Source organism: Rhodococcus huquni (assembly GCF_055231055.1).
This window is the reverse complement of sequence record NZ_JBUYWE010000007.1, coordinates 19525-45325: the sequence shown is the minus strand read 5'-3', so window position 1 is coordinate 45325 and position 25801 is coordinate 19525. Positions and strand designations below refer to the sequence as shown.

Genomic DNA, 25801 nt, shown 5'->3' with positions numbered 1-25801 from the left:
GCAAAGCTAACTACTGTTTACTCGCCGGTAGGTTCTGTCGTCAACAGGTGGATTCGACTGCCCCTCAGTCGTTTACCTTCTCTTGACCGGGGTATGACCCCGGCATTCGAGATCGCGAATCTGCTCTGCGTGAACAGTGCCGCGCACGTCTCCGGGTGGTGCAAGAATTCGAGATATGGACGCGCAACGCAGACTCACCTTGGTGGTCGGCGGTGGCTCGGCCCCGGCCGATTCGCCGGCCCCGCCCTTGCCACTCGTTCGAGAGGTGTACGGGCGAGTGCTGCGCGAGGAGCGCCTCGATCAAGAGCGGAGCCTGGACGACGTGGCGCGCACGGTCGGAATGTCGAAGCAGTACCTGTCGGAGGTCGAGCGCGGGCTGAAGGAGCCCTCGTCGGAGATGCTGCGGTCGGTGTGTGGCGCCCTGGACCTACCGGTCGATCAGCTTCTCTTTCGGTCGGTTCGCCGGATGAACCGCAGTCAGGGCCGGCCCGCTGTCAACGGCCCGACCCTGATGGCGGCGTGATTCCTGCGACGCTGCTAATCGCCGACGATCTGTGGGCGCAGTAGTACCCACACGGCGAATACGAGTGAGATGCCGAGCATGATCAGGCCGACCCACAGGTTCGCGCTGGTTCCCACGCTCATGTCCACGACGTTGTTGGATGGATTCGAGTGGGTGCGCTCACCGAACGCGGAGGGGAACAGACCGGCCAGGGTCAGCAGCAAGCCGTAGATGCCGAGCAGTGCGGCGATGATGCTCCGGATGTCGAGCAGCCGGGCCACCACGCTGGGAGTCTTGTCGGGAGTTGTCATTCTCTGGTCCCTTCGGATCGGAGTGGGTCAGTGGAAGATCACGTTGAGGATGACGACGAGGCCAAGTGTGAACCCGGCCAGCGGAACTGGACGCTTGTACCAGGGATTGGTCGCGTCTTCCGGGTCGTCGAACAGTTCCTGGGGAGTCTCGGAGTACACGAAGCCCACGAGTTCCTTCGCGGGCTTGGGCTGCGTCGTCAAACTGACCACGACGCTCACTGCGATGTCCACGATGAAGGCGGCCGACGCGGCCACGAACGGCATGCCCTGCCCAGGAAGGTTCAGGACACCGACCTCCTGAAGGATGAAGACGAACACCGCCGATCCGGTGCCCGCCACCAGTCCGATCCAGCCTGCCGCAGAAGTCATGCGCTTCCAGAACATACCCAGAATGAACGTCGCGAACAGGGGCGCGTTGAAGAAGCCGAACAGGGTCTGCAGGTAGTCCATGAGGTTGGAGTAACCAGACGCGATCAACGCCGTGAAGATCGCGAGGATCGTCGCCGCGACCGTTGCGACCCGGCCCACCGTGATGTAGTAGCCGTCCTCGCGGTCCTTCACGATGTACTGCTGCCACAGGTCGTAACTGAACACGGTGTTGAAGGCCGAGATGTTTGCGGCCATGCCGGCCATGAAGGCGGCCATCAGACCGGCAATCGCGACTCCGAGCAGTCCGTTGGGCAGGATGTCCCGCATCATCAACAGCATGGCGTCGTTGTAGGTGATGTCTCCGGTGCCGTTCTGCTTCAGGTTGATCATGTCCCCGATCGAGGCGGCCGCGATCATGCCGGGAACCACCACGACGAAGGGCACCAGCATCTTCGGGATCGCACCGATGATCGGTGCGCGGCGGGCGGCCGACATCGAACTCGATGCCATCGCGCGCTGGACCTCGACGAAGTTGGTGGTCCAGTAGCCGAACGACAACACGAAACCGAGGCCGAACACGATGCCGACCACCGAAAGGATCGGGGAGTCGAACCCGCTCAGTGCCTGACCCGGCCACGACGAAAGCTGTTCGCTCGCGGAGGCGGTGACGGTGCCGTCCGTCTCTGTGGGAACCACCTTCTCACGAAGCCCGGACCAGCCGCCGACCTTGATCAGACCGATGACGGTCAAGGGAACGAGCGCCGCGAGGATGACGAAGAACTGCAGCACCTCGTTGTAGATCGCAGCCGAGAGGCCGCCCAGGACCGTGTAGGTCAGCACGATCGCGGCGGCCACGATGAGCGAAACCCATAGTGACCATCCGAGAAGAACTTTCACGACCGTCGCCAGCAGGAAGAGGTTGACTCCGGCGATGAGGATCTGTGCCACCGCGAAGCTGATCGCGTTGACGAGGTGTGCCCGCGAATCGAAGCGTCTGCGCATGAACTCGGGAACGCTGCGGACTTTCGAGCCGTAGTAGAAGGGCATCATGACGATGCCCAGGAAGATCATCGCGGGGATGGCGCCGATCCAGTAGTAGTGCATCGTGGCGAGCCCGAGCTGTGCGCCGTTGGCCGACATGCCCATGATCTCCACGGCACCGAGATTCGCCGAAACGAAGGCGATGCCGGTGACCCACGCCGGCAGGCGGCGGCCCGACAGGAAGAAGTCGAGGCTCGTCGAGAGCTGCCGTCGGGCGACGTACCCGATGCCGAGAACGAAGATGAAGTACACGGCGATGAGTACGTAGTCGAGCGCGTTCGTGTTGAACGACAACACGCCTTCCGCCGCAAGGTTCGACGTCACGCGTCAACCTCCCCTGGTCGAGTGAGCTGGATCACCGATGTGATCGATGTGGGACGTAAAGTAACAGAGTCGAACAAATACTTACACCGTGTGGTGCGGTTGAGGGTGTTGATGTTTGGTAATGTTCGAAATCTGAGGATGGAATCGGAAGTGGGTGAGCATGCTCGCAGCAGAGCGGCATGAACGGATCACGGTTGCCCTGCGGAGCGACGGTGCGGTTCGAGTGGTGGAACTCGCCGAACAACTCGGCGTGTCCGAGATGACCATTCGGCGTGATCTGGACGTTCTGGACGAGCGGGAAGTCCTCAGAAAGGTCCACGGCGGCGCCATCGCTCGCGGCAATCGCGGAGTGGAGCCGCCTTCGACGGACAAGGCAGCGCGCCAGCACGCGGAGAAGGTTGCGATCGCGCGTGCCGCAGTGGGGGTCGTCGAGGACGGAATGACCATCGCGATCAGTGCGGGTACCACCACTCTGGAATTCGCGCGCCTGCTGCGCGGACGAGCGAGTATCACCGTCGTCACCAACTCGATCTCGATCTTCCAGGAACTGACGGCACACGCCGACGGCTCGGATCCGACCGTCTACCTGACAGGAGGTTCGAGGACCCCGTCGGATGCTCTCGTCGGGCCCATCGCGAACGCCACGTTGGACACGTTTCGCGTCGACGCCGTGTTTCAAGGCGTACACGGATTCGACGTCGATTCCGGCCTCACGTCACCGAATATCGCAGAGGCCGAGACGAATCGACGTCTCATCGCGACGGGGCGCCGGCTGTTCGTGCTCGCCGACAACACCAAGCATCGGGAGGTGGGTACCGCGATGTTCGCGAGGATCGCCGCCGTCGACACATTGGTGGTCGACGACGGACTGGACGAGTCGGCGCGCACCGAACTCACTCAGCACGGCATCAAGATCGTCGTGGCCGATACGGAGGCGTCATGACGAACGACCACGACTCCGTGTCCACCACGCTCGCAGACGGGCGTGGCATCACTTTCTACTCATTGCCGGGCAACACGGCACGGCCCGTCCGAGACGTCAGGCCATTGCCGCCGCGCCCAGTGAAGACATCCTCGGAGGTCCGATACGACAGAGCGACCGGTGACTGGGTGGCGATCGCGGCTCTCCGACAGGACCGCACGTACAAGCCGCCCTCCGATCTGTGTCCGCTGTGCCCGTCGCCACACGGCGATTCCAGTGAGGTGCCGGCGGCAGACTACGACGTCGTCGTGTTCGAGAACCGGTTCCCGAGCCTGTCCGGCGCCGGTACAGGCGCTCCGGGACTGCCGGCGCCCTCGCCGACCGAGCCCACGTCGGTTCCGGGTGTCGGCCGTTGCGAGGTCATCTGCTTTTCGAGTGAACACACCATGTCCTTCGCCGAGTTGTCGCACGCGCACGCCCGGCTCGTCGTCGATGTGTGGTCCCAGCGGACCGAGGCCATGCTCGGTATGGACGGAATCGAGCAGGTGTTCTGCTTCGAGAATCGCGGCGAGGAGATCGGTGTGACGCTGTCGCACCCGCACGGTCAGATCTACGGCTACCCGTACGCGACCCCGCGTACCGCGTCGATGCTGCGCCGGGCGGAAGCGTATTCGAACGAGGAGTCGGGGCAGAATCTGTTCGCGCGCATCCTCTCGAGTGAAGTGTCCGACGCGGTTCGGGTGGTCACGTCGAACGACTTCTTCACGGCGTTCGTGCCGTTCGCCGCCCGGTGGCCCGTCGAGGTGCACATCTACCCGAATCGGCACGTGCACAACCTCACTCAACTCACCGATCCCGAGCGCGACGCACTCACTTCGATCTACCTCGACGTTCTCAGGCGGTTCGATCGGTTGTACCCGACGTCGCTGCCGTACATCTCGGCGCTGCACCAGTACCGTCCGGAAGCGATTCAGCGCCACGGCTACTTCCATATCGAACTCATGTCGGTGCGCCGGTCGGCCACGAAGCTCAAGTTCCTCGCCGGTTCGGAATCCGCGATGGACGCGTTCATCACGGATGTCACTCCCGAAGGGATGGCGGCGTCGCTTCGAGCGGTAGGCGATCAGGGAGACGCAGCGTCGTGAGGCGAGTAGTGGCGCGGGCGCCCGGTCGAATCAATCTGATCGGCGAGCACACGGATTACAACCAGGGCTATGCGATGCCGATCGCGTTGACCGAGACGACCACCGTCGACTTCGTCCCGGACGACTCGTCCACCATTCGACTCGAGAGTAGTGAACAGGGCGCCGGGATCACGTTCGATTTACACACCGCGCCGGGAGACGTGGGCGGCTGGTCCGCCTATCCGGCAGGGGCCGTGTGGGCACTCACGTCGGCGGGATATCCGGTCGTGGGTGGAACGATGACGGTGAGCAGTGAGGTGCCGATCGGCGCCGGATTGTCGTCTTCCGCGGCGCTCGAGTGCGCGGTCCTGCTCGCCATGAACGCGGTGACGGGCACGTCTCTGGACCGTCTCGAACTCGCACGTATCGCGCAGCGAGGGGAGAACGACTTCGTGGGCGCACCGACCGGTCTCATGGACCAGCTCGCGTCGTTGTACGGAGAATCGGGCCGGGCCCTGCTGATCGACTTCGACACCTCGGCCGTCTCCCCGGTCAGCTTCGATCCGGGCGCAAAGGGTTTCTCACTGGTGGTGATCAATTCGAATGCTGCGCACCATCATTCGACGGGCGAGTATGCCGCGAGGCGAGAGTCGTGCGCGCGAGCGGCACGGACTTTGGGAGTCGACTCCCTGCGCCGGGTTCAGCACGAGGATCTCGAACGCACGTTGAATCGCATCGACGACGCCACGGATCGTCGACGGGTACGGCACATTCTGACCGAGAACCAGCGGGTTCTCGACTGCGCAACCACGCTGTCGTCCGGCGACTTGGCTGCGGTCGGCGAGCACATGACTCGGTCACACGCATCGATGCGTGACGACTTCGAGATCACGACACCCCACATCGATCTCATCGCCGAATCTGCCGTGCGCCACGGCGCGCTCGGTGCGCGGATGACCGGGGGAGGGTTCGGAGGCTGCGTGATCGCCTTGGTGCGCACCGACGACGTCGCGACCCTCGCCGACGCGGTGCGTCATGACATTCGCGAAGGCGGCTACCCGGCACCCGACGTCTTCCTCGCCCACGCCGGAGACGGCGCCCACACCACCCCCGTGCGCGGTTGAGGAGTCTCGGGACTCGCTAACCACTCACAGGGGCGTTGGGGATGAGGTGGTCGGCGAGTCCGTAATCGATCGCGGCCTGGGCTGTGAAGATGCGGTCCCGATCAGTGTCTTTCCGCAGGTCGGCCGCGCTCTGTCCGGTGTGCTTCTCGAGGATCTGTTCCGTCTGCGCACGTATCCGCAGGATCTCGGCCGCCTGGAGCGCGAGATCGGAAATGGTGCCCTGTCCCTGTGACGAGGGTTGATGCAGCAGTACCCGAGAATGCGGGAGAACGTAACGGTGGCCTGCGGTGCCCGCGGCAAGGAGAACCGCCGCCGCCGACGCTGCCTGTCCCATGCAATACGTGGCAATCGTCGGACGGAGAAACTGAATCGTGTCGTAGATCGCGAGCATTGCCGTCGTCGAACCGCCCGGTGAATTGATGTAGATGCCGATCTCGCGGTCCGGACTCTCGGCCTGCAGATGGAGCAGTTGGGCCATGATCACGTTCGCGACTCCGTCGTCGATCTCGGTTCCGAGAAAGACGATGCGCTCGTTGAGGAGTCGAGAGAAGATGTCGAACGATCGTTCGCCTGTCGGCGTGCGTTCGATGACGTTGGGAATCGTGTATTGAGACATGATCACAGTCCGATCCGGGGTGCTGTGGTGTGTGGCGCGATATCGGCGAGGGACGTGACGACGCGGTCGACGATTCCGTACTCTTCGGCCTGTTCGGGGGTGAACCAGCGGTCACGATCGCTGTCGGCGGCGATCTCCTCCACCGTGTGCCCGGTCTCGTCCGCGAGAATCCGGTTGGACTGCTGCTTCATCACTTCGAGGCTCTCCGCCTGGATCGCGATGTCGACGGCAGTTCCTCCGATGCCGGCCGAAGGCTGATGCATCATGATCCGGCTGTGCGCGAGGCTGATCCGCTTGCCGTGCGTGCCGGAACACAAGAGGACCTGACCCATGCTCGCCGCGAAGCCCATCGCCACGGTCACCACATCGTTGGGAATCAGCTTCATGGTGTCGTAGATCGCAAGGCCTGCGAACACCGATCCGCCGGGGGAATTGATGTAGACGACGATGTCTCGCTTCTCGTCCTCAGAAGCAAGAAGCACGAGTTCGGAACATGCCCGTTCGGCCATCGCATCGTCCACTTCACCTGTGAGGGACACGATGCGCCGCCGAAAAAGCCTGTCTGCCAATACGTCGCGATAGCCGCGGTCGGAAAGTTCTGTCGATGTCATGCCTCATTGGTACCGCCGAATCGTCACGACGAGCCCATATGTCTGCTCAGGGCAGACGGACATGCAGTTCCCGGCTATTGCTCGGGGGCGTCGGTTCTGGCGAGGCCCGCTCTGATGGTTGCTGCGGTGCCCTCGGGGTCGGAGCCTCGACGCAGCAGGAACCCTTTCACGAAGCGCAGTACGTCGCCCTTGTGCCGGGGCACCACATGCAGGTGGGTGTGGCCCACGGTCTGAAACGCAGCCTTGCCGTCGTTCACGACGAGGTTCGCGCCGTCCGCGTGCAGGTCCGATATCCGGGCGGCCCGAGCCAAGGTGTGCCCGACTCGGAACATGCGTGCTGCCGAGTCCGCGGGCGTCGCAGTGAGGTCGTCGTAGTGCAGCTTCGGTATGACGAGGGTGTGGCCGCGGGACACCGGCCGAATGTCGAGAAACGCCAGAACGTGTTCGTCCTCGTACACCCGTCTCGCGGGGCTCGTTCCGGACACGATCTCGCAGAACACACAGTTGGTCATCAGCTCACTCGAGGCCCTTCTCGGGTTGGAAATCTGCCGTTGATCTCACGCTCTTCATACCAGAGGTGACAAAGATCGCGTCGGTGCCGAGCGTCACCGCATCGAACTCGGTGACCAGGCCTTTCCAGGTCCGATCATGTCGATTCGCGGGCCGGGACGTGAACACTTCGTACGTCACGGTGAACGCACGGCGTCGCCGATCCGATCGTGCTGATCAGCAGCAGAATCGGACGAATCGGCCCACTAACGTACGCCGTGTGCACGTCCTGTTCCTCTGTAGCGGCAACGTCTGCCGATCACCGATCGCGGAGCGGCTGACGCATGCCTTCGCGCGGGAGCACGGATTGCGAAATCTGACCGCCGAGAGCGCCGGTACACGCGCGCTGGTCGGATTCCCGATCGAGCCGGTTGCTGCTCGTGTGATCGAGGGACTCGGCGGCGACGTCGACGAGTTCAAGGCGCGCAAGCTACGTCCCGACATGATGGGGCAGGCCGACCTGGTGCTCGCCATGACCGAGCAGATTCGTGATCAAGCGGCAGGGTTGGAGCCGGAGGCTGCGGACCGGGCGTTCACTCTCGGCGAGGCCCACGCCATCGCGAAGCGAACGCGGGCGAGCACTGTTCGGGAGCTTGCCGAAGCCCGACGCGGATACATCCCACACGAGGACCTCAACATCAGCGATCCGGTCGGGCTGAGGGCAGGGGCATACGAACAGGTGGGGGAGCGGATCGCGTCGATCCTGCTACCACTGCTGCGCGGTTTCGATCTCGCTCCTGCCGAGCCGGCCTCGGGCTACCCGGCGCCCTGGAATCGGTAGTCGGAGAACCGTTCGTTCACCTGGTCCGCAGTCAGGCCGAATTCTTCGAGTGTGTACTTGTGGGCGGGCTTGCGGGCGCCGCTTCGGCTCTCGTTGTGCATGGTTTCCATCGCTGTCCGAGCAGACGCCGACAGGTCGAGGTCGAAGGACGAATAGATCCCTTCCACGGTCGCAAGGGGATCGGCCACGAAGTCGTGATAGTCCACGTCCACGAATTGCCTGGGGTCGTATTTCGTGCGCGCCTGGGTGAACCGATCGAGCCCGCGAGCCCACAGGTCGAGTTGCCCGCGGCCGATGACGTCACCATGAAACTTCTCCGACCACCCGCGGGTCGCCTGCTCGGCAAGGCTGCACACGGACGGGATGATCGTGGCGGGCGGCCGGTGCGTCTGGATGATCAGCGCGTCCGGGTACACCGCCATCAGTTCGTCCAACGCGAAGAGGTGACTCGGGTTCTTCAGAACCCAACGCTTGTCTCGGTCGGGGAGACCGATCAACTGCAGGTTCTTCTTGTGGCGCGCATAGGCGTTCGTCCAGTCCTGGCCGTCGAGCCACTGTGAGTAGGTCGGCAGATGCGCCAGGCATTCGTAGGACACCGACTTGAACGTCTGTCGCAGAAGTTGCCAGCATTCCTCGACCTCGCCGGCCGACATGTAGTGCACCCCCATGAATTCGGGATGCTCGATGTGGTGCTTGCCGAACCCCTCCTCGATCTTCTGGAACACGGGGTCGGACTCCCACGTCTCACGCGGCGGCCGGGGCTGCGGCATCTCGGTCAGCCACATCTCGAGTCCCTGGTGTGAGGGGTCCGCGGTGAGGAGCCGGTGGAGTGCGGTGGTGCCCGTACGCGGGAGCCCGGTGACGAAGATCGGCCGGTCGAGAGCTACTTCGGCATGCTCGGGATGTTGCTTCCATGCTGCTTCGCTCAGCAACCGCGCGACGAGGGCGCCACGCAGAAACACTCGGGACACCTTGCTGCCCAGAGGAGTCAGCTGCTCGTCGGTGCTGTACGAATCCAGTAGAACTCCGAGTGCCTCCGTGTAGTCGTCGGCCCCGAAGTCGTCGAGTCCCGTCATGCGAGTGGCAGATGCGTGCAGATCCTCGACCGTTCCGACTGTTGTTCGTTCGCTCATCGTGGTCCGTTCTTCGGTGTCGTCTGGGTCTTCAGTGGTGGAATTCGCCGCAGTTGACGTCGAGGCACTGTCCCGTGATTGCATTCGCCATCGGCGACGCCAGGAAGATCGCCGCGTCCGCGACCTCTTCGGTGTCGGGGAGACGTTTGAGGTCGGTGCTCGCGGCAGTGTGCTCGTAGATCTGGTCGACGGTGGTGCCGTACTTGTCCGCCTGGTGGGCGAAGTACTGCTTCAGTGTCTCGCCCCAGATGTAGCCGGGCGCGACGGAGTTGACTCGAATCCCCTGTGGCCCGAGTTCGGTCGCCAAGGATTGAGACGCCGCCAGCAACGCGGACTTCGCGATCTTGTACGAGCCGTAGCGTTCCTGCGAATGCCGGATGACCATCGAATTGATGTTGACCACGGCACCCTTCGACTCCGCGAGAGCCGGGGTGAACAGCTGCGTGAGGCGTAGGGCACCGAGCACGGTCAGTTCGATGCTGCTCCGAATGTGATCGAAATCTGTTCTGGCGAGTGGCTTCATGGACGGAATCGAGAAGGCGTTGTTGACGAGCGCATCCACCCGTCCGAATGCGGCAAGTGACTCGGTGACCAGATTCTCCGCCGAGGCCTGATCGGTGATGTCGGCCGCGACGGTGACCGAGCGGGCGCCCGTGTCTGCAATCTCCTTCGCCACTTCGTCCAGGCGTGACGAGGTGCGGGCGGCGAGCACCACGGAGGCACCCTGTTCGGCGCAGCGGAGCGCAAGCGTGCGTCCGAGTCCCGGGCCGACCCCCGAGATGACGACTACCTTGTCCTGCAACAGATTTACCATGGCGCTCATCCCAACATTCTGTCGGCTACGGCGGCCTGACGTGCGGCTATGCGTGCCGCGTGCTCGTCGGCCGTGATCTTGTTCATCGCTTGGTGCGGGAGTTTCTCGGCGACCTCGTCGAAACGTACGACCTCCACGCTGGGGCCGTCCTCTGGGGTGAACTCGCGGGAGACACGCTGCCATCGGAACTGCAGGTAGCCGCGGTCGTGTCCGAGGGTCTCTATCCAGTTGGCGACACCCGGATTGCGATCGGAGACCACGAGCCGAATCATTCCGTCCGGATCGACCTGCGCCTGAGTGTTGTTGAGCGACGTCTGATGGTTGATGTAATCGAGCGAGATGTACCACATGCTGCCCAGCTGAAATCCCTGGTACGGGGCATCGGACTTCGGGACCGTCACGATCATCGCCTCGTCGGGTCCGAGTTCGTAGTGTCCGACCGAGGAGTATTGGGTGGCAAGGCCGCCCGGCGTCAGTCGGGGCTCGGTCATCGTGTTCACCGGCAGCTTCAGATAGAACCACTCGGGGAACTGCAGCCACGTCTTCACCCTGGATACGAGGGCCTTTCCGGCCCGCGCATAGCGCTTCTCGACGCTCTCGCGGGTGAGCGGTTCGGGAGCAGTCCCTGCGGTGTCGGCCCGTGCGATTCGGATGGTGCCGCGTTGCTGACTCCAGTCGCTGTACACCTCGCGCACCACGAGCTGCGACGAGTCCGGGGCGAGGGTGAAGTAGTTGCGGACACCTTCGGAAGGCTTCGGTCCGAATCGGATCTCGTACGACCCGTCGGCAGCGATGTCGATGTCCCGGTCGTCGAAAGCGGTGACGCTGCCGGGGACGTTGGCGGACGTGTAGTTGCCGCTCAGGACTTGAAAACTGAGATCCGCGGTGGTGCCTCGGGTCCCGGTGACGATGTACTCGACGTCGTCGCTGATGCGGGCGCCGAAGTACAGCGTGTCGGGATTGTCCAGGCCCATCTTGGTGAACGGCCCCGTCCCGGAAATGAAGAAGGGGTGGGTCTTTTCGGTGGCCCAGGCCGCATGGGTCGTCGCGAGAATGCCACCGGCGAGGTACTGGTACCCCTCGAGAAGGTCCTTCTCGTCGCGGATGTGGGGGGCGCTCTCGATCAACTTCTCGGCCTCGGACAGGGCTTCCGCGAACGGATCGGTCAGCACACCGTGCTCCTCACGACTGAATTTCGACGGTTGAATTTCGGTACTGGTACAAATATGTACCTAACTGGTAGAACTGATATGACAATAGAACGTGTTCTAAGGAGAGGTCAATGGTGGCAGCCGGATCCGCGCGCCGATCGCCGCCCACCGAGCGGGTTGTTCAGGTGTTGGACTTTCTGGTAGCTCGAAAGGGTCAGCAGTTCGGTCTGTCGGAGCTGGCTCGGCAACTCGACATCAGCAAGCCCACGTGCCTGGGGATTGTGTCCGCTCTCGTCGACGGGGGTTACCTGATCCGAGATCCGCTGTCCAAGACCTACGCACTCGGACCGGCTCTCATTGCGGCAGGGCGTGCCGCGCAACAGGGGTTCGCGGCCGGCCCGATCGCCCGTGAGCACCTCGCCGAGTTGGGTGAGCGTTTCGGTACGACGTGTACGGCCTCGGCTGTCGTCGGGGATCGGATCGCCGTGCTCGAGCTGACCAGCCCGCCAGGAGTCCGACCGACCGTGAAGGTGGGTGAGGTGTACCCGTTCGCGCCGCCGGTGGGGCTCATGTACGTGCTGTGGGACGGCGACGATCGGCTCGAGGCATGGCTCAGGCGTGAGCCGACGCTGCCGGTGGAGTTGGATCGTGAACGGCTGCAGCGAGTGGCAACCGAGTGTCGAAGGGATGGCTACCTGGTGGAAACGCTCACTCCGGTCGGGCGGCAACTCCACGCACTGATGGCCGGCGTCGCGGCGCATGCCCTTCCTGCGGATCTGCGGAACGTGCTCGGTGAAATGGTGTCGAGCCTCGGTGAGCGTGTGTACCTGCGCGACGTGGACGCCGATTCGGCAGGCGAGCATCCGGTCAGTCTCATCGCGGCACCCACGTTCGACGCAGAGGGGCACCAGGCGATGGTGCTGACTCTGTATGTGGGCGCCACGATCTCGGACGAGGAGATCCGAGTGCGTGGCGAGGCCCTTGCGGCCGCCGCCGACGTCGTGACCGCGGAAGTCGGTGGACGACGGCCGTAGTGATATTTCGTCGGGATTCGGCCCGGGCATTGACCAATTTCTGAAACGCGTTCTATTGTCGAACCTGTAACCATTTCGACCGCATCGGTTCAAATATGGACCGACTGTTTCGGAACTTCAGGAGTCGCCGGTCATGACGTCCCCACCGCTGTACGAGCTGTCCCACCTCGGTGCCCTGGAGGCGGAGGCGGTCCACATCTTCAGGGAGGTGGCGGCCACCTTCGAACACCCTGTCCTGCTGTTCTCGGGTGGCAAGGACTCGGTCGTGATGCTCCACATCGCGGCTCGGGCGTTCTGGCCCGCTCCGATCCCGTTCACTGTCATGCACGTCGATACCGGGCACAACTTCGACGAAGTGATCGAGTTCCGGGATCGGACGGTGGCCCGTTACGGGCTCCGCATGGTGGTTGCGAGCGTTCAACAAGACATCGACGCCGGCCGATCGGTCGAGGAGTTGGGCGTCGGGGCGAGCCGCAACCGGCTACAGACCTCCACCCTGCTTCGTGGAATTCGTGAGGGTGGATTCGACGCGGTCTTCGGCGGAGCCAGGAGAGACGAGGAGAAGGCCCGCGCGAAGGAGCGGGTGTTCAGCTTTCGGGACGAGTTCGGTCAATGGGACCCACGCGCCCAGCGTCCCGAGCTGTGGAATCTGTACAACGGCCGGCATCGCAAGGGTGAACACATCAGGGTGTTCCCGCTCTCCAACTGGACCGAGCTGGACATCTGGCAGTACATCCGCGACCAGAACGTGGATTTGCCCTCGCTCTACTATGCGCATCGCAGATGCGTGGTTCCTCGCGACGGAATGCTGTTGGCGCACACGCGGTTCCTGCAACTGCGCAGCGACGAGAAACCCACTGAAGCGATGGTGCGGTTCCGGACGGTGGGAGACGCGACCTGCACCGGATGCGTCGAATCGAGCGCTGCGACACCGGACGAAGTCGTCGTGGAGGTCGCAGCCAGTCGGGTCACCGAGCGGGGCGCCACCCGAGCCGACGACCGGATATCCGAAGCCGGCATGGAAGATCGCAAGAAGGAAGGGTACTTCTGATGCCGCGACTGTTACGGATCGCGACCGCGGGCAGTGTGGACGACGGTAAGTCGACTCTGATCGGCCGCCTGCTGTACGACTCCAAAGCGATCTTCGAGGATCAGCTCGAGGCCGTCGAACGCACGTCCAGGGCGCGTGGATCCGATCATGCCGATCTCGCGTTGCTCACCGACGGACTGCGAGCCGAGCGGGAGCAGGGCATCACCATCGACGTCGCGTACCGGTACTTCGCGACCCCGCAGCGCAAGTTCATCATCGCCGATACCCCTGGTCACGAGCAGTACACCCGCAACATGGTGACGGGAGCGTCCACGGCCGATCTCGCATTGATCCTGGTCGATGCACGCAAAGGCGTTCTCGAGCAGACGCGGCGGCACGCCTTCATCTCGAGCCTTCTCGGTATCCCGCACCTCGTGGTGTGCGTGAACAAGATGGACCTGGTCGACTGGTCACAGGAACGCTTCGAGGAAATCCAGGAGGAATTCCGGCGCTTCGCAGTCAAATTGGACGTCCACGACCTCACGTTCGTTCCGGTGTCGGCGCTGCACGGTGACAACGTGGCGCAGCGGACCGTGAACATGGACTGGTACGAGGGTGGTTCGCTGCTGCACGATCTCGAGCAGGTGCACGTGGCGTCCGACCGCAACCTCATCGATGCCCGTCTGCCCGTCCAGTACGTGATCAGGCCGGGAGCGCGAACGGCCCCCGAGTTCCACGACTTCCGCGGTTACGCGGGGACGGTAGCGGGGGGAGTGTTCAAGCCTGGGGACGACGTGGTGGTTCTGCCGTCCGGCTTCACCTCGACGGTGGCGGCGATCTGGGGCCCGGGTGGTACTCCTGTCGAAGAAGCGTTCGCGCCGTCGGCCGTCACCGTTCAACTGACGGACGATCTCGATGTCGCGCGGGGAGACGTCCTGTGTCGCCCCAACAACCGGCCTCAGATGTCCAACGAGGTCGACGCAATGGTGTGTTGGCTGACGGAACGGTCGTCGCTGTCTCCGGACGCCCGATACACCCTCTTGCACACCACCCGGGCAACCAAGGCATCCGTGGTACGTCTCGACTATCGCTTGAACGTCAACACATTGCACCGAGACGAGTCGGCGCAAAGTCTGTCGCTCAACGAGATCGGTCGGGTTCAGCTGAAGACGAGCAACCCGCTCATGTTCGATCCGTACCGGCGCAATCACGGAACCGGAAGCTTCGTCCTCGTCGACGAAACCACCCACGACACGGTCGCGGCCGGAATGATAACGGGGCCGACCCTGTCCGAATCGAAGGTGGTGTGGCACGCGACCGGCGTCTCCCGGGAGGATCGAGCGACCAGGGGAGCGACCGTGTGGCTCACGGGGTTGTCGGCCTCGGGGAAGTCCACGGTGGCTGTCGAGCTCGAGCGACAGCTGGTCGCCGCGGGTGTACCCGCCTATCGGCTGGACGGTGACAACCTTCGGCACGGACTCAACGCAGACCTCGGGTTCTCCGCGCGCGATCGCGGCGAAAACGTGCGCCGAGTCGGTGCCGTAGCGCAGCTGTTCGCGGATTCGGGAGTGATCGCCGTGGCCTCGCTGATCAGTCCCTACCGTGAGGCCAGAAGAGCCGTGCGACAACAGCATGCGGATGCGGGGATTCCCTTCCTGGAGGTTTACGTCGACACCCCGGTGGAGCAATGCGAAGCCCGTGATCCGAAAGGTATGTGGGCAAAGGCTCGAGCAGGAGAGATCACCGGATTCACCGGGGTGGACGACCCCTACGAGGCTCCGGAGAATCCGGAACTCGTACTCCGACCCGAGGACGGCTCTCCGGCGGAACTCGCGGCCAGGATCATGTCGGAGCTCGATCTGTGAGCGAGGATGCGGCCCTCGCAGCCGAACTTGCCAGGGGAGCAGGCGAAGTGCTCCTCGAAGTGCGTGGCGAGGCCCTACGCGGTGAGTCGAGCGGACGCGAGCTGTCTCGGCGCGGCGACGTAGCGGCGAACGAACATCTCATGGCGAGGCTGCGGGCAGTCCGGCCGGACGACGCCGTGCTGTCGGAGGAATCGGCGGACGATCGAACTCGTCTGGACCGGCCGCGAGTGTGGATCATCGATCCGCTCGACGGATCGAAAGAGTACGGGATGCACGGCCGGGACGACTGGGCCGTGCACGTGGCGCTGTGGGAGCGGGGTAGGGGCATCACGGCCGCGGCGGTGGCCCAACCCAGCTTGTCAGTCGTCCATTCGAGTGACGACGAGGCGCCGAGCTTATCCACGAGCGGTACGCGACAGATCGTGGTGAGTGGCAGCCGGCCGCCCGGGTTCGTAAATGCGGTAGCCGCAGACGTCGGTGCCGAGATCGTCACGATGGGGTCGGCGGGCGTGAAGGCGATGGCGGTTCTCCGCGGAGAGGTCGACGCCTACGTCCACGCGGGTGGCCAGTGGGAATGGGATTCCGCCGCGCCTGTGGGAGTGTGCCGGGCTGCGGGGCTTCATTGTTCACGTATAGACGGCAGCGAACTCCGGTACAACGAAGCACATCCCTATCTACCCGACCTGGTGATCTGCCGACCGGAATTTGCCGACGAACTGCTTGCCGCAATCGCCGTGCACGCGCAGGGGACGGTGGACAGCGCACGTGTCGCCATGGCGCGTGAGTACATCGACTCCCTCCTCTCTCACGACGCGACGAAGGTGCGTCTCGCAGCCGATGCCTGGCGAGTGGAGAACGGTCGCCGGACCGGAGAGTCGGGTCGGCAGATCAGCGACGAACTCGAGCACGGCGAGCAGTACACGTCGATTCGTGAGATCCGGGATCTGGAATTTCACGAATGGGGGAGCAGCGTGGTGGCGCGGTATGCCCTCGATGTCGGCGCCGCTTCGACACGGACCATCACAGTGCACGTCACGGAGTACTTCGAAATTCCCGGTGGCGAGATCGAGTCGATCATGGCGATCATAGAACCGGCGGTGCCCACCACGGGCACCGATGAGGTCGCCGAGAACATGCACGCGAAAGCGACGAGAGGTGCTGTGTGACTGCAAGCGAACTCGTGACGGCATTCTGTGCGGAATGGGCCGACGCGGACCCGGAGGCCATCGCCGAGTATTTCACCGAAGACGCCGTCTATCACAACATTCCGATGGATCCGGTGGTCGGGCGTGATGCGATCCGGACGTTCGTCGCGGGGTTCGTCGCAGCTTTCGGAAACATCGACTTCAAGGTACGGCGCCAAGTCGTGGACGGTGATGTCGTGATGAACGAGCGCGTCGACGTCTTCACTCTCGACGGAGCGGAAGTGGAACTGCCGGTCGTCGGTGTGTTCGAGGTACGGGGAACTCGGATCGCCGCATGGCGTGACTATTTCGACATGGCACCGATCACGAGAGCGGCAGAGGAAAAGCGGCCGGGCGACAGAAGCCGGTGAAGACGCGAGATTCTCACGCGAGAATCGTGTGGGGGTAGTCGGGCGCTCGGTGCTGGAACGAGAGGATGGCGGGATTCTGGACCACGCCGTCACGAATCTCGATCGCGCGGCGGATGGTCGCGTTCTCCTCCCAGGCGTCGGTACCCGACAGGACGACGTCCAAGTAGGGCAGCAGCGCTTCGCTGTTCTCCCACGTTGCCGAATTCCAGAGGTAGGAGGGACTGTGATCGACGCCGTAGTAGAGCACATTGTCTCCCACCACGAATGTGGGTGAGTCGAACGTCGTGGGTCGTGCCCAATCGAAACCCATTCCCTCGTCGCACGAGACGTCGACGACGAGGGTTCCGGGCCGGAGCCGATCGAGATCGTCGTCGCCGAGGAATGCGAGTGGCGAATCGGTGTCCTGCAGAACGCAATTGACGATGATGTCGTGGTCGGCGAGGAACCCGGCGAGCGGCACCTTGCCTGCCTCGGTGTTCGCGTAGCTGCGGCGGGGTGTGGCGTCGTCGTGGGCGAACTGCACCATCCGGGCCGAGTGGATCGGTGAAGCCACAGCGCTGATTCCCCGCACCGTGAGTACATCGACATCGTGCACACCGTGCGCGTTCAGAGCAGTGACCGCACCACGAGCAGTGGCGCCGAAGCCGATGACCACAGCACGGAGTCGGCGCCCGTAATCACCCGTCGACCCGGCGAGTTGCATCGCGTGCAGAACGGAGGAGTAACCGGCCATCTCGTTGTTCTTGTGGAAGACGTGCAAGCTGAGCGAACCGCCGGGCGTCCAGTGATTCATTGCTTCGAAGGCGATCACACTGAGCTTCGAGTCGATCGCCTGCTGGGTCAACGCCTGATCCTGTACACAGTGCGGCCAGCCCCAAAGGACCTGTCCGGTGCGCAATTCGGCAACATCGCGTGCGAGGGGCTTGTTCATCAGGATCACGTCGCACTCGGCCACCAGTTCTTCTCTGGTGTGCAAACCGGCGACCAGTTGCGCGAGATGGTCGTCGGACACACCGAAACGCTCGCCGTAGCCGTATTGAACGTGGATGGAACGACGAAGTGCAGGATCGATACGGTCGAAATGGGCCGGATGTATCGGCAGACGGTGCTCGTTCTCCTTGCGGGATTCCGAGATGATGCCGAGCGTGAGCTGGTGCACGAATGCCCCTTACCTCGACCTGGGTCGAGTCTTGACACGGGTCGAGATAGGTTCGAGGTGTCCGTGGAGCAGGCGGCCGCGAGCATGGCCGGCGCTGGTCGAGAACGGGCGCTGGTAGAGAAGCAGTGCGCTGTCGAAGATGAAGCATCGATCGAGAACGAGGCACCTGGTGCGGGTCTGCAACCATCCAGAACAGTTCGACCGTCTCTGATGTTGCGACTGACCGTTGTGGTGCCCCCGGCAGGATTCGAACCTGCGACCTTTCGCTCCGGAGGCGAACGCTCTATCCCCTGAGCTACGGGGGCGCACCGGTTGTCCGGTGTGCCGATTGGGCTGCGTAAGCGTAGCGCATCGGCGGTTCGTTGGACCAAATCGGGGTGTCGCCGCGTTGCGACGACACCCCGGTTCGGGTTCAGTTCATCGGAAGTGGGGCAGCGCCGCGTTCGGCGAGCATGTTCGTCATGAGCGTTGCCTCGTTCTGCTGCGTGTCGACCATCGTCTGCGCCAGCTGGCGCACCACCGACTGCGATGCGTGCTGAGCGCCGTATTCCATCATCGGCAGCCCGCCCTGGTGATGGCGCAGCATCAGCTGCAGGAACTCCACGTCGGCGGCAGGCCCCGTCGCCTGACGTAGTCGAGACATGTCCTCCGAGGACGCCATGCCGGGCATCTTCGCCATCGGACCCGACTCGTGGTCGTCGGACGACATGCCGTGATCGTGGCCACTACCGTGTTCGGCCTCCATCCACCCCATGTATCCGCCCGAAGGCAGGAGGGGCTGATCCCACAGCGACAGCCAGCCCTGCATCTGTCCCAGCTGATTCTGCTGAGTGGTCAAGATGTCGTATGCGAGGCCACGAACAGCGGGGTCGGTGGTGTTCGTCAGGGCGATGGCCGACATTTCCACAGCCTGGCTGTGGTGAACGCTCATGTCCTGGGCGAATCCGACGTCGACGGACCCGGCTTCGGGCGTGTTCTGCGACGAATCCTCGAGCGGTATACGAGCAAGGAATCCGAGCGCGAATCCGAGCACGATCGCACCGATGACGCCGACCACGAGCAGCCCTGTGCGCTGGTTACGGGCCGCGCCGCGAAGGCCCCCGCCCGACGCCGACGAACCGGATTCGTCGGCGTCGGGGACCTCGGGGCGTGCGGACATCACTGGCCTGCGGGCGGAACCTGACCGCCGTCGGCGGGTACCTCGGCGCCGGCCGGGGCCTGCTGCAGGTCGGACGGAAGCTCCATACCCGGCGGGAGCTGCATGCCTGGGGGAAGGCCACCGGCAGCGCCGCCGCCCTGTGTCTCCGACTGGTCGGGGGCGATGCCGTGTCCATCCATCGGAACCGCGTCGGGTCCGGGCGCGGACGGATCGAAGGGCGGCGGGTTCTCGGGATCGAATCCGGAGCCCGGGATGCTCGAGCAGCTCGCGCCGATCTCCGGGTACGTGTTCTTGTTGAGGCGCAGCGCGGTGATGAACTGGTCTACGCGGTCGTCGTCGACGCTGTCGACCTTCAGCTGGTGGCCCCAGGACTGCAGGGCGACCGGAGTGTCGAGTCCGGGGTACGGCGACATCAACGTGTACGCCTCGCCGTCGACCTTGTCCGAGAGAGTGCTGAGGTCGTCACCCGAGACCTCGTCCGGGTTGTATGCGATCCAGATTGCGCCGTGCTCGAGCGAGTGGACGGCGTTCTCGGTACGGATCGCCTGGTCGTAGACGGTGCCGGTGCATGTTGCCCAGATTCCGTCGTGTGGACCACCGAACGGCGGCGACTGGTCGTAGGCGACGCGCTGAGTGGGCTGCACGTGGATGCCGGCGGGGTACTCGACCTTGCTGACGCCCTCGATGTTGTCCGAAGGATCAGGGGTCTGCTCGCTGGGAGCGTACTTCGCGGCCTCTTCCTTGGCCTGGTACTTCGGGAAGAGATTGACAGCCAACACTGCGACCAGGGCAGCGACTGCGGCCACGGCTGCGATCGTCAGCCAGGGGATCTGCCGTGGCGCTTTCGCGCTGCTCGACTTGTTGCCGCCGCTCCGCTGTTTGGCGGCCTTGATGGCCTTGGCCGATTTCGCGCCCGACTTCTTACCGGGACCGCCACTTTCCGTACCGCTTGGCATGTGTTGCGCTCTCTCGTTCTGTGGTTACGTGCGCCGCGCCCCGAGCTCGGGGAAGTCAGGGCGATGCCTACTGTACTTTCCGGGGCCACGCATGGTCGGAAGGAAGGCATCGAACCGAAGGCGAATCACCGTGACACGGGTCCTGCCCATAGGATGAGTACCTGTGACTCCTGCTGACCTTGCCGAATTGTTGCGCGGTACCGCCGCGACCGTGCTCGCCGACCGTGACCTCGACGCATCCGTGCTTCCCGAGACTCTCACGGTGGAGCGTCCGCGTAATCCGGAGCACGGCGATTACGCCACCAACGTCGCGATGCAGGTGGCGAAGAAGGTCGGGGTCAATCCACGTGAGTTGGCGTCCTGGCTGGCCGAGGCGTTGACTGCCACCGAGGGCATCGAGAGCGCCGAGATCGCAGGTCCGGGCTTTCTCAACATTCGTCTTGCTGCCGATGCGCAGGGCGCGATCGTCGCCGACATTCTTGCTGCAGGGGCGGATTACGGAACCGGGTCCGTGCTGGCAGGCACCAAGATCAACCTCGAGTTCGTGTCCGCGAATCCGACGGGGCCGATCCATCTCGGCGGTACGCGGTGGGCTGCGGCCGGCGACGCTCTCGGGCGCATCCTCGGAACCCAGGGCGCCGAGGTCACTCGCGAGTACTACTTCAACGATCACGGTGCTCAGATCGACCGCTTTGCGCGCTCGCTGATCGCAGCGGCGAAGGGTGAGCCTGCTCCGGAGGACGGCTACGCCGGCGCCTACATCTCGGACATCGCCGATCAGGTGCTCGCGAAGCATCCGGACGCACTCGCGTTGCCGGCCGACGACGCCCAGGAGACCTTCCGCGCCGAAGGCGTGGAATTGATGTTCGCGCACATCAAACGCACGCTGCACGAGTTCGGCGTCGACTTCGACGTGTACTTCCACGAGAACTCGCTCTTCGAGTCGGGGGCCGTCGAAAAGGCCGTCGAGACGCTGAAGACGTCGGGCAATCTCTACGAGAAGGACGGCGCGTGGTGGCTCGAGAGCACCAACTACGGGGACGACAAAGATCGGGTCGTCATCAAGAGCGACGGAAACGCGGCGTACATCGCGGGTGACATCGCGTACTTCCAGGACAAGCGTTCGCGTGGATTCGACCTGTGCATCTACATGTTGGGTGCGGACCACCACGGCTACATCGGCCGACTGAAGGCGGCTGCCGCAGCCTTCGGTGACGATCCGGCGACCGTCGAGGTCCTCATCGGACAGATGGTGAACCTTGTACGCGACGGCGTCACGGTCAAGATGAGCAAGCGTGCCGGCACCGTCATCACTCTCGACGACCTGGTCGAGGCGATCGGCGTGGATGCAGCCCGGTACTCGCTGATTCGGTCGTCGGTCGATTCCAGCATCGACATCGACCTCGAAGTGTGGACGAGCGACGGTAACGAGAACCCCGTGTACTACGTGCAGTACGCGCATGCGCGGCTCTCGTCCATCGCGCGTGGGGCCGCCGAACTCGGGATCAGTTCGGAGAACCCGGACTTCTCGCTTCTCACCGGTGAACAAGAGGGTGAGCTCGTACGCACTCTCGGCGAGTATCCCCGGGTCGTGGCCAGTGCCGCCGACCTGCGGGAACCGCACCGGATTGCCCGCTACCTCGAAGAGCTTGCCGGCGCGTACCACCGCTTCTACGGAGCGAACCGAATCCTTCCACAAGGCGACGAGGAGGCCGGGCCGATTCACACCGCGCGACTGGCGCTGTGTGCGGCCAGCCGTCAGGTGCTGGCCAACGGGCTGAGCCTGCTCGGCGTCAGCGCACCGGAGAAGATGTGATGAGCGCACACCCCGCCGGCCCGAAGCACGCCGACCAGATCCATGCACCCGGGCTTCCCGCTCGGCCCGCCTCGTCGGCCGAGTACGCACAATTGCCCGCACACGTGTGGCCGCGTAACGCCGAACGAGGCGACGACGGCATCGTTCGTCTCGCCGGAGTACCCGTCACGGACCTCGCCGAGCAGTACGGAACCCCGCTGTTCGTGATCGACGAGGACGACTTTCGTTCCCGGTGCCGCGACATGCGAGCCGCGTTCGGGCCGGATGCCAAGGTGCACTACGCATCGAAGGCCTTCCTGTGCGGAGAGATCGCACGCTGGGTCGAGGACGAAGGCCTGTCCCTCGACGTGTGCTCCGGTGGAGAACTCGCCATCGCGTTGCACGCAGGCTTTCCTGCGGAACGAATTGCGATGCACGGCAACAACAAATCCGTAGCCGAGCTGGAAGCGGGAGTGGCTGCCGGAGTCGGTCACGTCGTACTCGACTCCGTCTACGAAATCGATCGCCTGAACGCTGTCGCGAGTTCCGCAGGCGTAGTGCAGGACGTGCTGATCCGCGTCACCGTCGGTGTCGAGGCACATACGCACGAGTTCATCTCGACCGCACACGAGGACCAGAAGTTCGGGTTCTCGCTCGCGGGCGGCGCTGCGATGGACGCCGTGCGACGAGTGTTCGAGGCCGACAATCTGCGTCTGGTCGGCTTGCACAGTCATATCGGTTCACAGATCTTCGAGGTCGACGGTTTCGAAGCCGCGGCCCACCGCGTGATCGGTCTGCTCCGCGAGGTGGTCTCCGAGTTCGGCGTCGAGCGGACCGCGCAGATCTCCGTGGTCGACCTCGGTGGTGGCATGGGAATCTCTTACGTCCCCACCGACGATCCGCCCACCGTGACCGATCTGGCGGCCAAGCTCAGAGACATCGTCCGAAACGAGTCCGAGCTGGCAGGGCTTCCCGAGCCGACGCTCGCGGTCGAGCCGGGCCGGGCGATCGCCGGCCCGGGCACGGTGACGCTCTACGAGGTCGGCACGATCAAGGACGTGGCCGTGGACAACGCGTTGACTCGGCGGTACGTCAGTGTCGACGGCGGCATGAGCGACAACATTCGGACTTCGCTCTACCAGGCCGACTACGAAGCCCGCCTCGTCTCGCGTGTCAGCGAGGGGGAGCCGGTGGTGGCCCGTATCGTGGGCAAACATTGCGAATCCGGCGACGTGGTGATCAGGGACACCTGGATTCCGAACGACGTCGACGCCGGAGATCTCATGGCGGTGGCCGCGACCGGTGCATACTGCTATTCGATGTCCAGTAGATACAACTTGCTGGCTCGGCCTGCCGTGGTGGCCGTACGTGACGGACGATCCCGCGTGATCCTGCGCCGGGAAACAGTGCAAGACCTGCTCAGCTTGGAGGCACAACAGTGACGAGCGAATCGACGCAGCGTCCCATCGGCGTGGCCGTACTGGGGTACGGCAACGTGGGCAGCGAAGTCGTTCGAATCCTGCTCAACCAGACGGACGATCTCGAGGCACGGGTGGGAGCACCGCTGGCTCTGCGGGGAGTGGCTCTGCGGAGGATCAGCGCCGATCGTGGCATTCCGGAAGACCTTCAGACGACCGACGCGGAGGCTCTTGTAGCACGCGCGGACGTGGACGTGGTCGTCGAGCTGATCGGCGGAATCGAGATTCCGCGCAAACTCGTCCTCGCTGCGCTGAATTCCGGCAAGTCGGTCGTGACTGCCAACAAGGCGCTTCTCGCCGAGCACACCGGTGAACTGGCAGAGGCGGCGGAAGCGCAGCGCGTGGACCTCAACTTCGAGGCCTCCGTGGCCGGTGCGATCCCCGTGATCCGGCCGCTCACCCAGTCGATGGCAGGTGACCGGATCACCAAGATCGCCGGAATCGTCAACGGCACCACCAACTACATCCTGTCCGCCATGGACGACACGGGCGCCGATTACGACGAGACCCTGGCAGAGGCCGGTCGGCTCGGCTATGCGGAGGCGGACCCGACTGCGGACGTGGAGGGATACGACGCCGCAGCCAAGGCTGCAATTCTCGCGTCGATCGCCTTTCACACGCGCGTCACGGCTGCGGACGTGTACCGCGAAGGTATCTCCGAGATCACTGCGGACGATCTGGCTTCGGCGCGCGCACTCGACTGCACCATCAAGCTGCTGTCGATCTGCGAGCGCATCACCACCGCGGAGGGCAAGGAACGCATCTCTGCGCGCGTGTACCCGGCGCTGGTTCCCTCGACCCATCCGCTCGCCACGGTCAACGGGGCCTTCAATGCCGTGGTGGTCGAGGCCGAGAACGCCGGCCGCCTCATGTTCTACGGACAGGGTGCGGGCGGCGCACCGACCGCCTCGGCAGTCATGGGTGATCTCGTGATGGCTGCTCGCAACAAGGTGCACGGGGGACGCGGCCCGCGCGAGTCGAAGTACGCGAAGTTGAGGATTGCGCCCATGGGCGACATTCCTACTCGCTATTACGTGAACATGCAGGTCGCCGACCGTGCAGGCGTTCTCTCCGCAGTGGCGGCGGAGTTCGCGCAGCACGGCGTCAGCATCTCGACGGTCCGCCAGGAAGGCGAGGGCGAAGGCGCTCGTCTGGTGGTCGTCACCCACATGGCCCTCGACTCCGCGCTGTCGGAAACCGTCGAGGCACTGAGCAAACTCGAATTCGTCACCGCTGTGACCAGCGTGCTGCGACTGGAAGGCACCGAACAATGACCGGCACTGGCAATACTCTCGCGACCTCTGCGGTTCACAAGCCGTGGCCCGGCCTGATCGAGGCGTATCGCGACCGTCTGGCGATCGGTCCGGACTGGAAGACCATCACTCTGCGTGAGGGTGGGACGCCGTTGCTTCCCGCAGGTCACCTGTCCGAGATCACCGGTTGCGACGTGTACCTCAAGGTGGAGGGTCTGAACCCCACCGGTTCGTTCAAGGACCGCGGAATGACGATGGCGGTCACGGACGCGCTTGCGCGCGGACAGCGTGCCGTGTTGTGTGCATCGACCGGCAACACGTCCGCATCGGCCGCTGCCTACGCGGCGAAGGCGAAGATGAGCTGCGCCGTGCTGGTGCCGCAGGGCAAGATCGCGATGGGCAAGCTGGCGCAGGCCGTCATGCACGGTGCCCGCATCATCCAGGTCGAAGGTAACTTCGACGACTGCCTCGAGTTGGCTCGCAAGACCACGGCGGAGTTCCCGACGATCGGTCTCGTCAACTCGGTGAACCCGGTCCGGATCGAGGGACAGAAGACAGCGGCCTTCGAGATCTGCGACGCGCTGGGCAAGGCTCCCGACGTCCACGCGCTTCCCGTCGGAAATGCCGGCAACATCACTGCGTACTGGCGCGGCTACACCGAGTACTTCGCGGACGGACTGACCGCGGTCAAGCCCCGGATGCTGGGCGTGCAGGCGGCAGGTGCTGCCCCGCTCGTGAACGGTGCCCCCGTCAAGGACCCCGAGACCATCGCGACCGCGATTCGCATCGGCTCGCCTGCGTCGTGGAACAGCGCGGTTGCCGCGAAGGAGGAGTCGGAGGGTGCGTTCCGGGCCGCCACGGACGAAGAGATTCTCGAGGCGTACCGGCTCATCGCCGCGACCGAGGGAGTGTTCGTGGAACCGGCATCCGCCGCGAGCGTCGCCGGATTGCTCGCCGCACGCAAGGAAGGCTGGCTCGATTCCGGTCTCACCGTGGTGTGCACCGTGACCGGTAACGGTCTCAAGGATCCGGACACTGCGTTGGCGGGAATGCCTGAGGTGAAGCCGATTCCGGTCGATCCGGTCGCAGTCGCGTCTGCGCTCGAGTTGGCGTAGTGGCTCACCCCGCGCCTTCGACTCCGCAAC

Annotated in this window: 25 protein-coding genes and 1 tRNA gene; 14 read left to right on the top strand and 12 right to left on the bottom strand. The window is 64.1% G+C overall.

Annotated elements, in window-relative coordinates; translation table 11 throughout:
- Positions 1-175: 175 nt before the first annotated feature.
- Positions 176-523 (top strand): helix-turn-helix domain-containing protein, encoded by a 348-nt coding sequence (locus ACZI8R_RS14195; protein WP_463380281.1) that lies wholly within the window; start codon positions 176-178, stop codon positions 521-523.
- 14 nt (positions 524-537) lie between these two features.
- On the opposite strand, the gene ACZI8R_RS14190 is transcribed toward ACZI8R_RS14195, so the two are convergent.
- Both ACZI8R_RS14190 and ACZI8R_RS14185 read right to left on the bottom strand, forming a co-directional pair.
- Positions 538-813 carry a hypothetical protein gene (locus ACZI8R_RS14190; RefSeq protein WP_463380280.1) on the bottom strand — a complete coding sequence of 92 codons (276 nt, stop codon included), beginning with the start codon at positions 811-813 and terminating at the stop codon, positions 538-540.
- A gap of 27 nt (positions 814-840) precedes the next feature.
- Positions 841-2547 carry a sodium:solute symporter family protein gene (locus ACZI8R_RS14185; RefSeq protein WP_463380279.1) on the bottom strand — a complete coding sequence of 569 codons (1707 nt, stop codon included), beginning with the start codon at positions 2545-2547 and terminating at the stop codon, positions 841-843.
- A 160-nt stretch (positions 2548-2707) separates the two neighbouring features.
- On the opposite strand from ACZI8R_RS14185, the gene ACZI8R_RS14180 reads away from it, so the two are divergent.
- Genes ACZI8R_RS14180 through galK form a run of 3 tightly spaced genes read left to right on the top strand, consistent with a single transcriptional unit; the run spans position 2708 to position 5717 of the window.
- Positions 2708-3490: a DeoR/GlpR family DNA-binding transcription regulator gene (locus ACZI8R_RS14180; RefSeq protein WP_463380447.1), complete on the top strand. Its 783-nt coding sequence runs from the start codon at positions 2708-2710 to the stop codon at positions 3488-3490.
- A complete protein-coding gene (gene galT / locus ACZI8R_RS14175; RefSeq protein ID WP_463380278.1) occupies positions 3487-4614 on the top strand; it encodes a galactose-1-phosphate uridylyltransferase in 1128 nt (375 codons plus the stop codon). The genes ACZI8R_RS14180 and galT overlap by 4 nt, the downstream gene beginning before the upstream one ends.
- Positions 4611-5717 (top strand): galactokinase, encoded by a 1107-nt coding sequence (gene galK, locus ACZI8R_RS14170; RefSeq protein ID WP_463380277.1) that lies wholly within the window; start codon positions 4611-4613, stop codon positions 5715-5717. The genes galT and galK overlap by 4 nt, the downstream gene beginning before the upstream one ends.
- Positions 5718-5733: 16 nt before the next feature.
- Here galK and ACZI8R_RS14165 read toward each other — a convergent pair whose 3' ends face one another.
- The 3 genes from ACZI8R_RS14165 to ACZI8R_RS14155 form a co-directional block, all read right to left on the bottom strand.
- Entirely contained in the window at positions 5734-6333 is a 600-nt protein-coding gene (locus tag ACZI8R_RS14165) for an ATP-dependent Clp protease proteolytic subunit (protein ID WP_463380276.1), read from the bottom strand.
- Positions 6334-6335: 2 nt separating this feature from the next.
- Positions 6336-6944, bottom strand: a complete 609-nt coding sequence (locus ACZI8R_RS14160; protein ID WP_463380274.1) for a ClpP family protease — start codon at positions 6942-6944, stop codon at positions 6336-6338.
- Positions 6945-7018: 74 nt separating this feature from the next.
- On the bottom strand, positions 7019-7456 hold the full coding sequence (locus ACZI8R_RS14155; RefSeq protein WP_463380273.1) for an HIT family protein: 438 nt from the start codon (positions 7454-7456) through the stop codon (positions 7019-7021).
- A 257-nt stretch (positions 7457-7713) separates the two neighbouring features.
- Here ACZI8R_RS14155 and ACZI8R_RS14150 point away from each other — a divergent pair, with 257 nt between their 5' ends.
- Positions 7714-8274, top strand: a complete 561-nt coding sequence (locus ACZI8R_RS14150) for an arsenate reductase/protein-tyrosine-phosphatase family protein (protein ID WP_463380272.1) — start codon at positions 7714-7716, stop codon at positions 8272-8274.
- Here the strand turns inward: ACZI8R_RS14150 and ACZI8R_RS14145 are convergent.
- Genes ACZI8R_RS14145 through ACZI8R_RS14135 form a run of 3 tightly spaced genes read right to left on the bottom strand, consistent with a single transcriptional unit; the run spans position 8250 to position 11393 of the window.
- Positions 8250-9407 (bottom strand): sulfotransferase family protein, encoded by a 1158-nt coding sequence (locus tag ACZI8R_RS14145; RefSeq protein WP_463380271.1) that lies wholly within the window; start codon positions 9405-9407, stop codon positions 8250-8252. The genes ACZI8R_RS14150 and ACZI8R_RS14145 overlap by 25 nt on opposite strands.
- Positions 9408-9438: 31 nt before the next feature.
- Complete coding sequence (locus ACZI8R_RS14140) at positions 9439-10230, bottom strand: SDR family oxidoreductase (protein ID WP_463380270.1); 792 nt, start codon at positions 10228-10230, stop codon at positions 9439-9441.
- Complete coding sequence (locus ACZI8R_RS14135; protein WP_463380269.1) at positions 10227-11393, bottom strand: hypothetical protein; 1167 nt, start codon at positions 11391-11393, stop codon at positions 10227-10229. The genes ACZI8R_RS14140 and ACZI8R_RS14135 overlap by 4 nt, the downstream gene beginning before the upstream one ends.
- Before the next feature lie 110 nt (positions 11394-11503).
- On the opposite strand from ACZI8R_RS14135, the gene ACZI8R_RS14130 reads away from it, so the two are divergent.
- From ACZI8R_RS14130 to ACZI8R_RS14110, 5 genes are all read left to right on the top strand, one after another.
- On the top strand, positions 11504-12406 hold the full coding sequence (locus ACZI8R_RS14130) for an IclR family transcriptional regulator (RefSeq protein WP_463380268.1): 903 nt from the start codon (positions 11504-11506) through the stop codon (positions 12404-12406).
- A gap of 133 nt (positions 12407-12539) precedes the next feature.
- Positions 12540-13457: a sulfate adenylyltransferase subunit CysD gene (gene cysD / locus ACZI8R_RS14125; RefSeq protein WP_463380267.1), complete on the top strand. Its 918-nt coding sequence runs from the start codon at positions 12540-12542 to the stop codon at positions 13455-13457.
- On the top strand, positions 13457-15301 hold the full coding sequence (gene cysC, locus ACZI8R_RS14120) for an adenylyl-sulfate kinase (protein ID WP_463380266.1): 1845 nt from the start codon (positions 13457-13459) through the stop codon (positions 15299-15301). Before cysD ends, cysC begins: the two co-directional genes overlap by 1 nt.
- Complete coding sequence (locus ACZI8R_RS14115) at positions 15298-16467, top strand: 3'(2'),5'-bisphosphate nucleotidase CysQ (RefSeq protein ID WP_463380265.1); 1170 nt, start codon at positions 15298-15300, stop codon at positions 16465-16467. The genes cysC and ACZI8R_RS14115 overlap by 4 nt, the downstream gene beginning before the upstream one ends.
- Positions 16464-16856 (top strand): SgcJ/EcaC family oxidoreductase, encoded by a 393-nt coding sequence (locus ACZI8R_RS14110; RefSeq protein WP_463380264.1) that lies wholly within the window; start codon positions 16464-16466, stop codon positions 16854-16856. Before ACZI8R_RS14115 ends, ACZI8R_RS14110 begins: the two co-directional genes overlap by 4 nt.
- A gap of 13 nt (positions 16857-16869) precedes the next feature.
- On the opposite strand, the gene ACZI8R_RS14105 is transcribed toward ACZI8R_RS14110, so the two are convergent.
- From ACZI8R_RS14105 to ACZI8R_RS14090, 4 genes are all read right to left on the bottom strand, one after another.
- Positions 16870-18015 (bottom strand): N(5)-(carboxyethyl)ornithine synthase, encoded by a 1146-nt coding sequence (locus ACZI8R_RS14105; protein ID WP_463380263.1) that lies wholly within the window; start codon positions 18013-18015, stop codon positions 16870-16872.
- Positions 18016-18244: 229 nt separating this feature from the next.
- Positions 18245-18320 (bottom strand) — tRNA-Arg (locus ACZI8R_RS14100).
- A gap of 107 nt (positions 18321-18427) precedes the next feature.
- A complete protein-coding gene (locus tag ACZI8R_RS14095) occupies positions 18428-19174 on the bottom strand; it encodes a DUF305 domain-containing protein (protein WP_463380262.1) in 747 nt (248 codons plus the stop codon).
- Complete coding sequence (locus ACZI8R_RS14090) at positions 19174-20130, bottom strand: thioredoxin-like domain-containing protein (protein ID WP_463380261.1); 957 nt, start codon at positions 20128-20130, stop codon at positions 19174-19176. The genes ACZI8R_RS14095 and ACZI8R_RS14090 overlap by 1 nt, the downstream gene beginning before the upstream one ends.
- 163 nt (positions 20131-20293) lie before the next feature.
- On the opposite strand from ACZI8R_RS14090, the gene argS reads away from it, so the two are divergent.
- Genes argS through thrC form a run of 4 tightly spaced genes read left to right on the top strand, consistent with a single transcriptional unit; the run spans position 20294 to position 25771 of the window.
- Positions 20294-21946 carry an arginine--tRNA ligase gene (argS, locus tag ACZI8R_RS14085; RefSeq protein ID WP_463380260.1) on the top strand — a complete coding sequence of 551 codons (1653 nt, stop codon included), beginning with the start codon at positions 20294-20296 and terminating at the stop codon, positions 21944-21946.
- Positions 21946-23367, top strand: coding sequence for a diaminopimelate decarboxylase (gene lysA / locus ACZI8R_RS14080; RefSeq protein WP_463380259.1), 1422 nt, complete (start codon positions 21946-21948; stop codon positions 23365-23367). Before argS ends, lysA begins: the two co-directional genes overlap by 1 nt.
- Positions 23364-24677, top strand: coding sequence for a homoserine dehydrogenase (locus tag ACZI8R_RS14075; RefSeq protein ID WP_463380258.1), 1314 nt, complete (start codon positions 23364-23366; stop codon positions 24675-24677). Before lysA ends, ACZI8R_RS14075 begins: the two co-directional genes overlap by 4 nt.
- Positions 24674-25771 (top strand): threonine synthase, encoded by a 1098-nt coding sequence (gene thrC, locus ACZI8R_RS14070; RefSeq protein ID WP_463380257.1) that lies wholly within the window; start codon positions 24674-24676, stop codon positions 25769-25771. The genes ACZI8R_RS14075 and thrC overlap by 4 nt, the downstream gene beginning before the upstream one ends.
- The last annotated feature ends 30 nt before the right edge of the window (positions 25772-25801 follow it).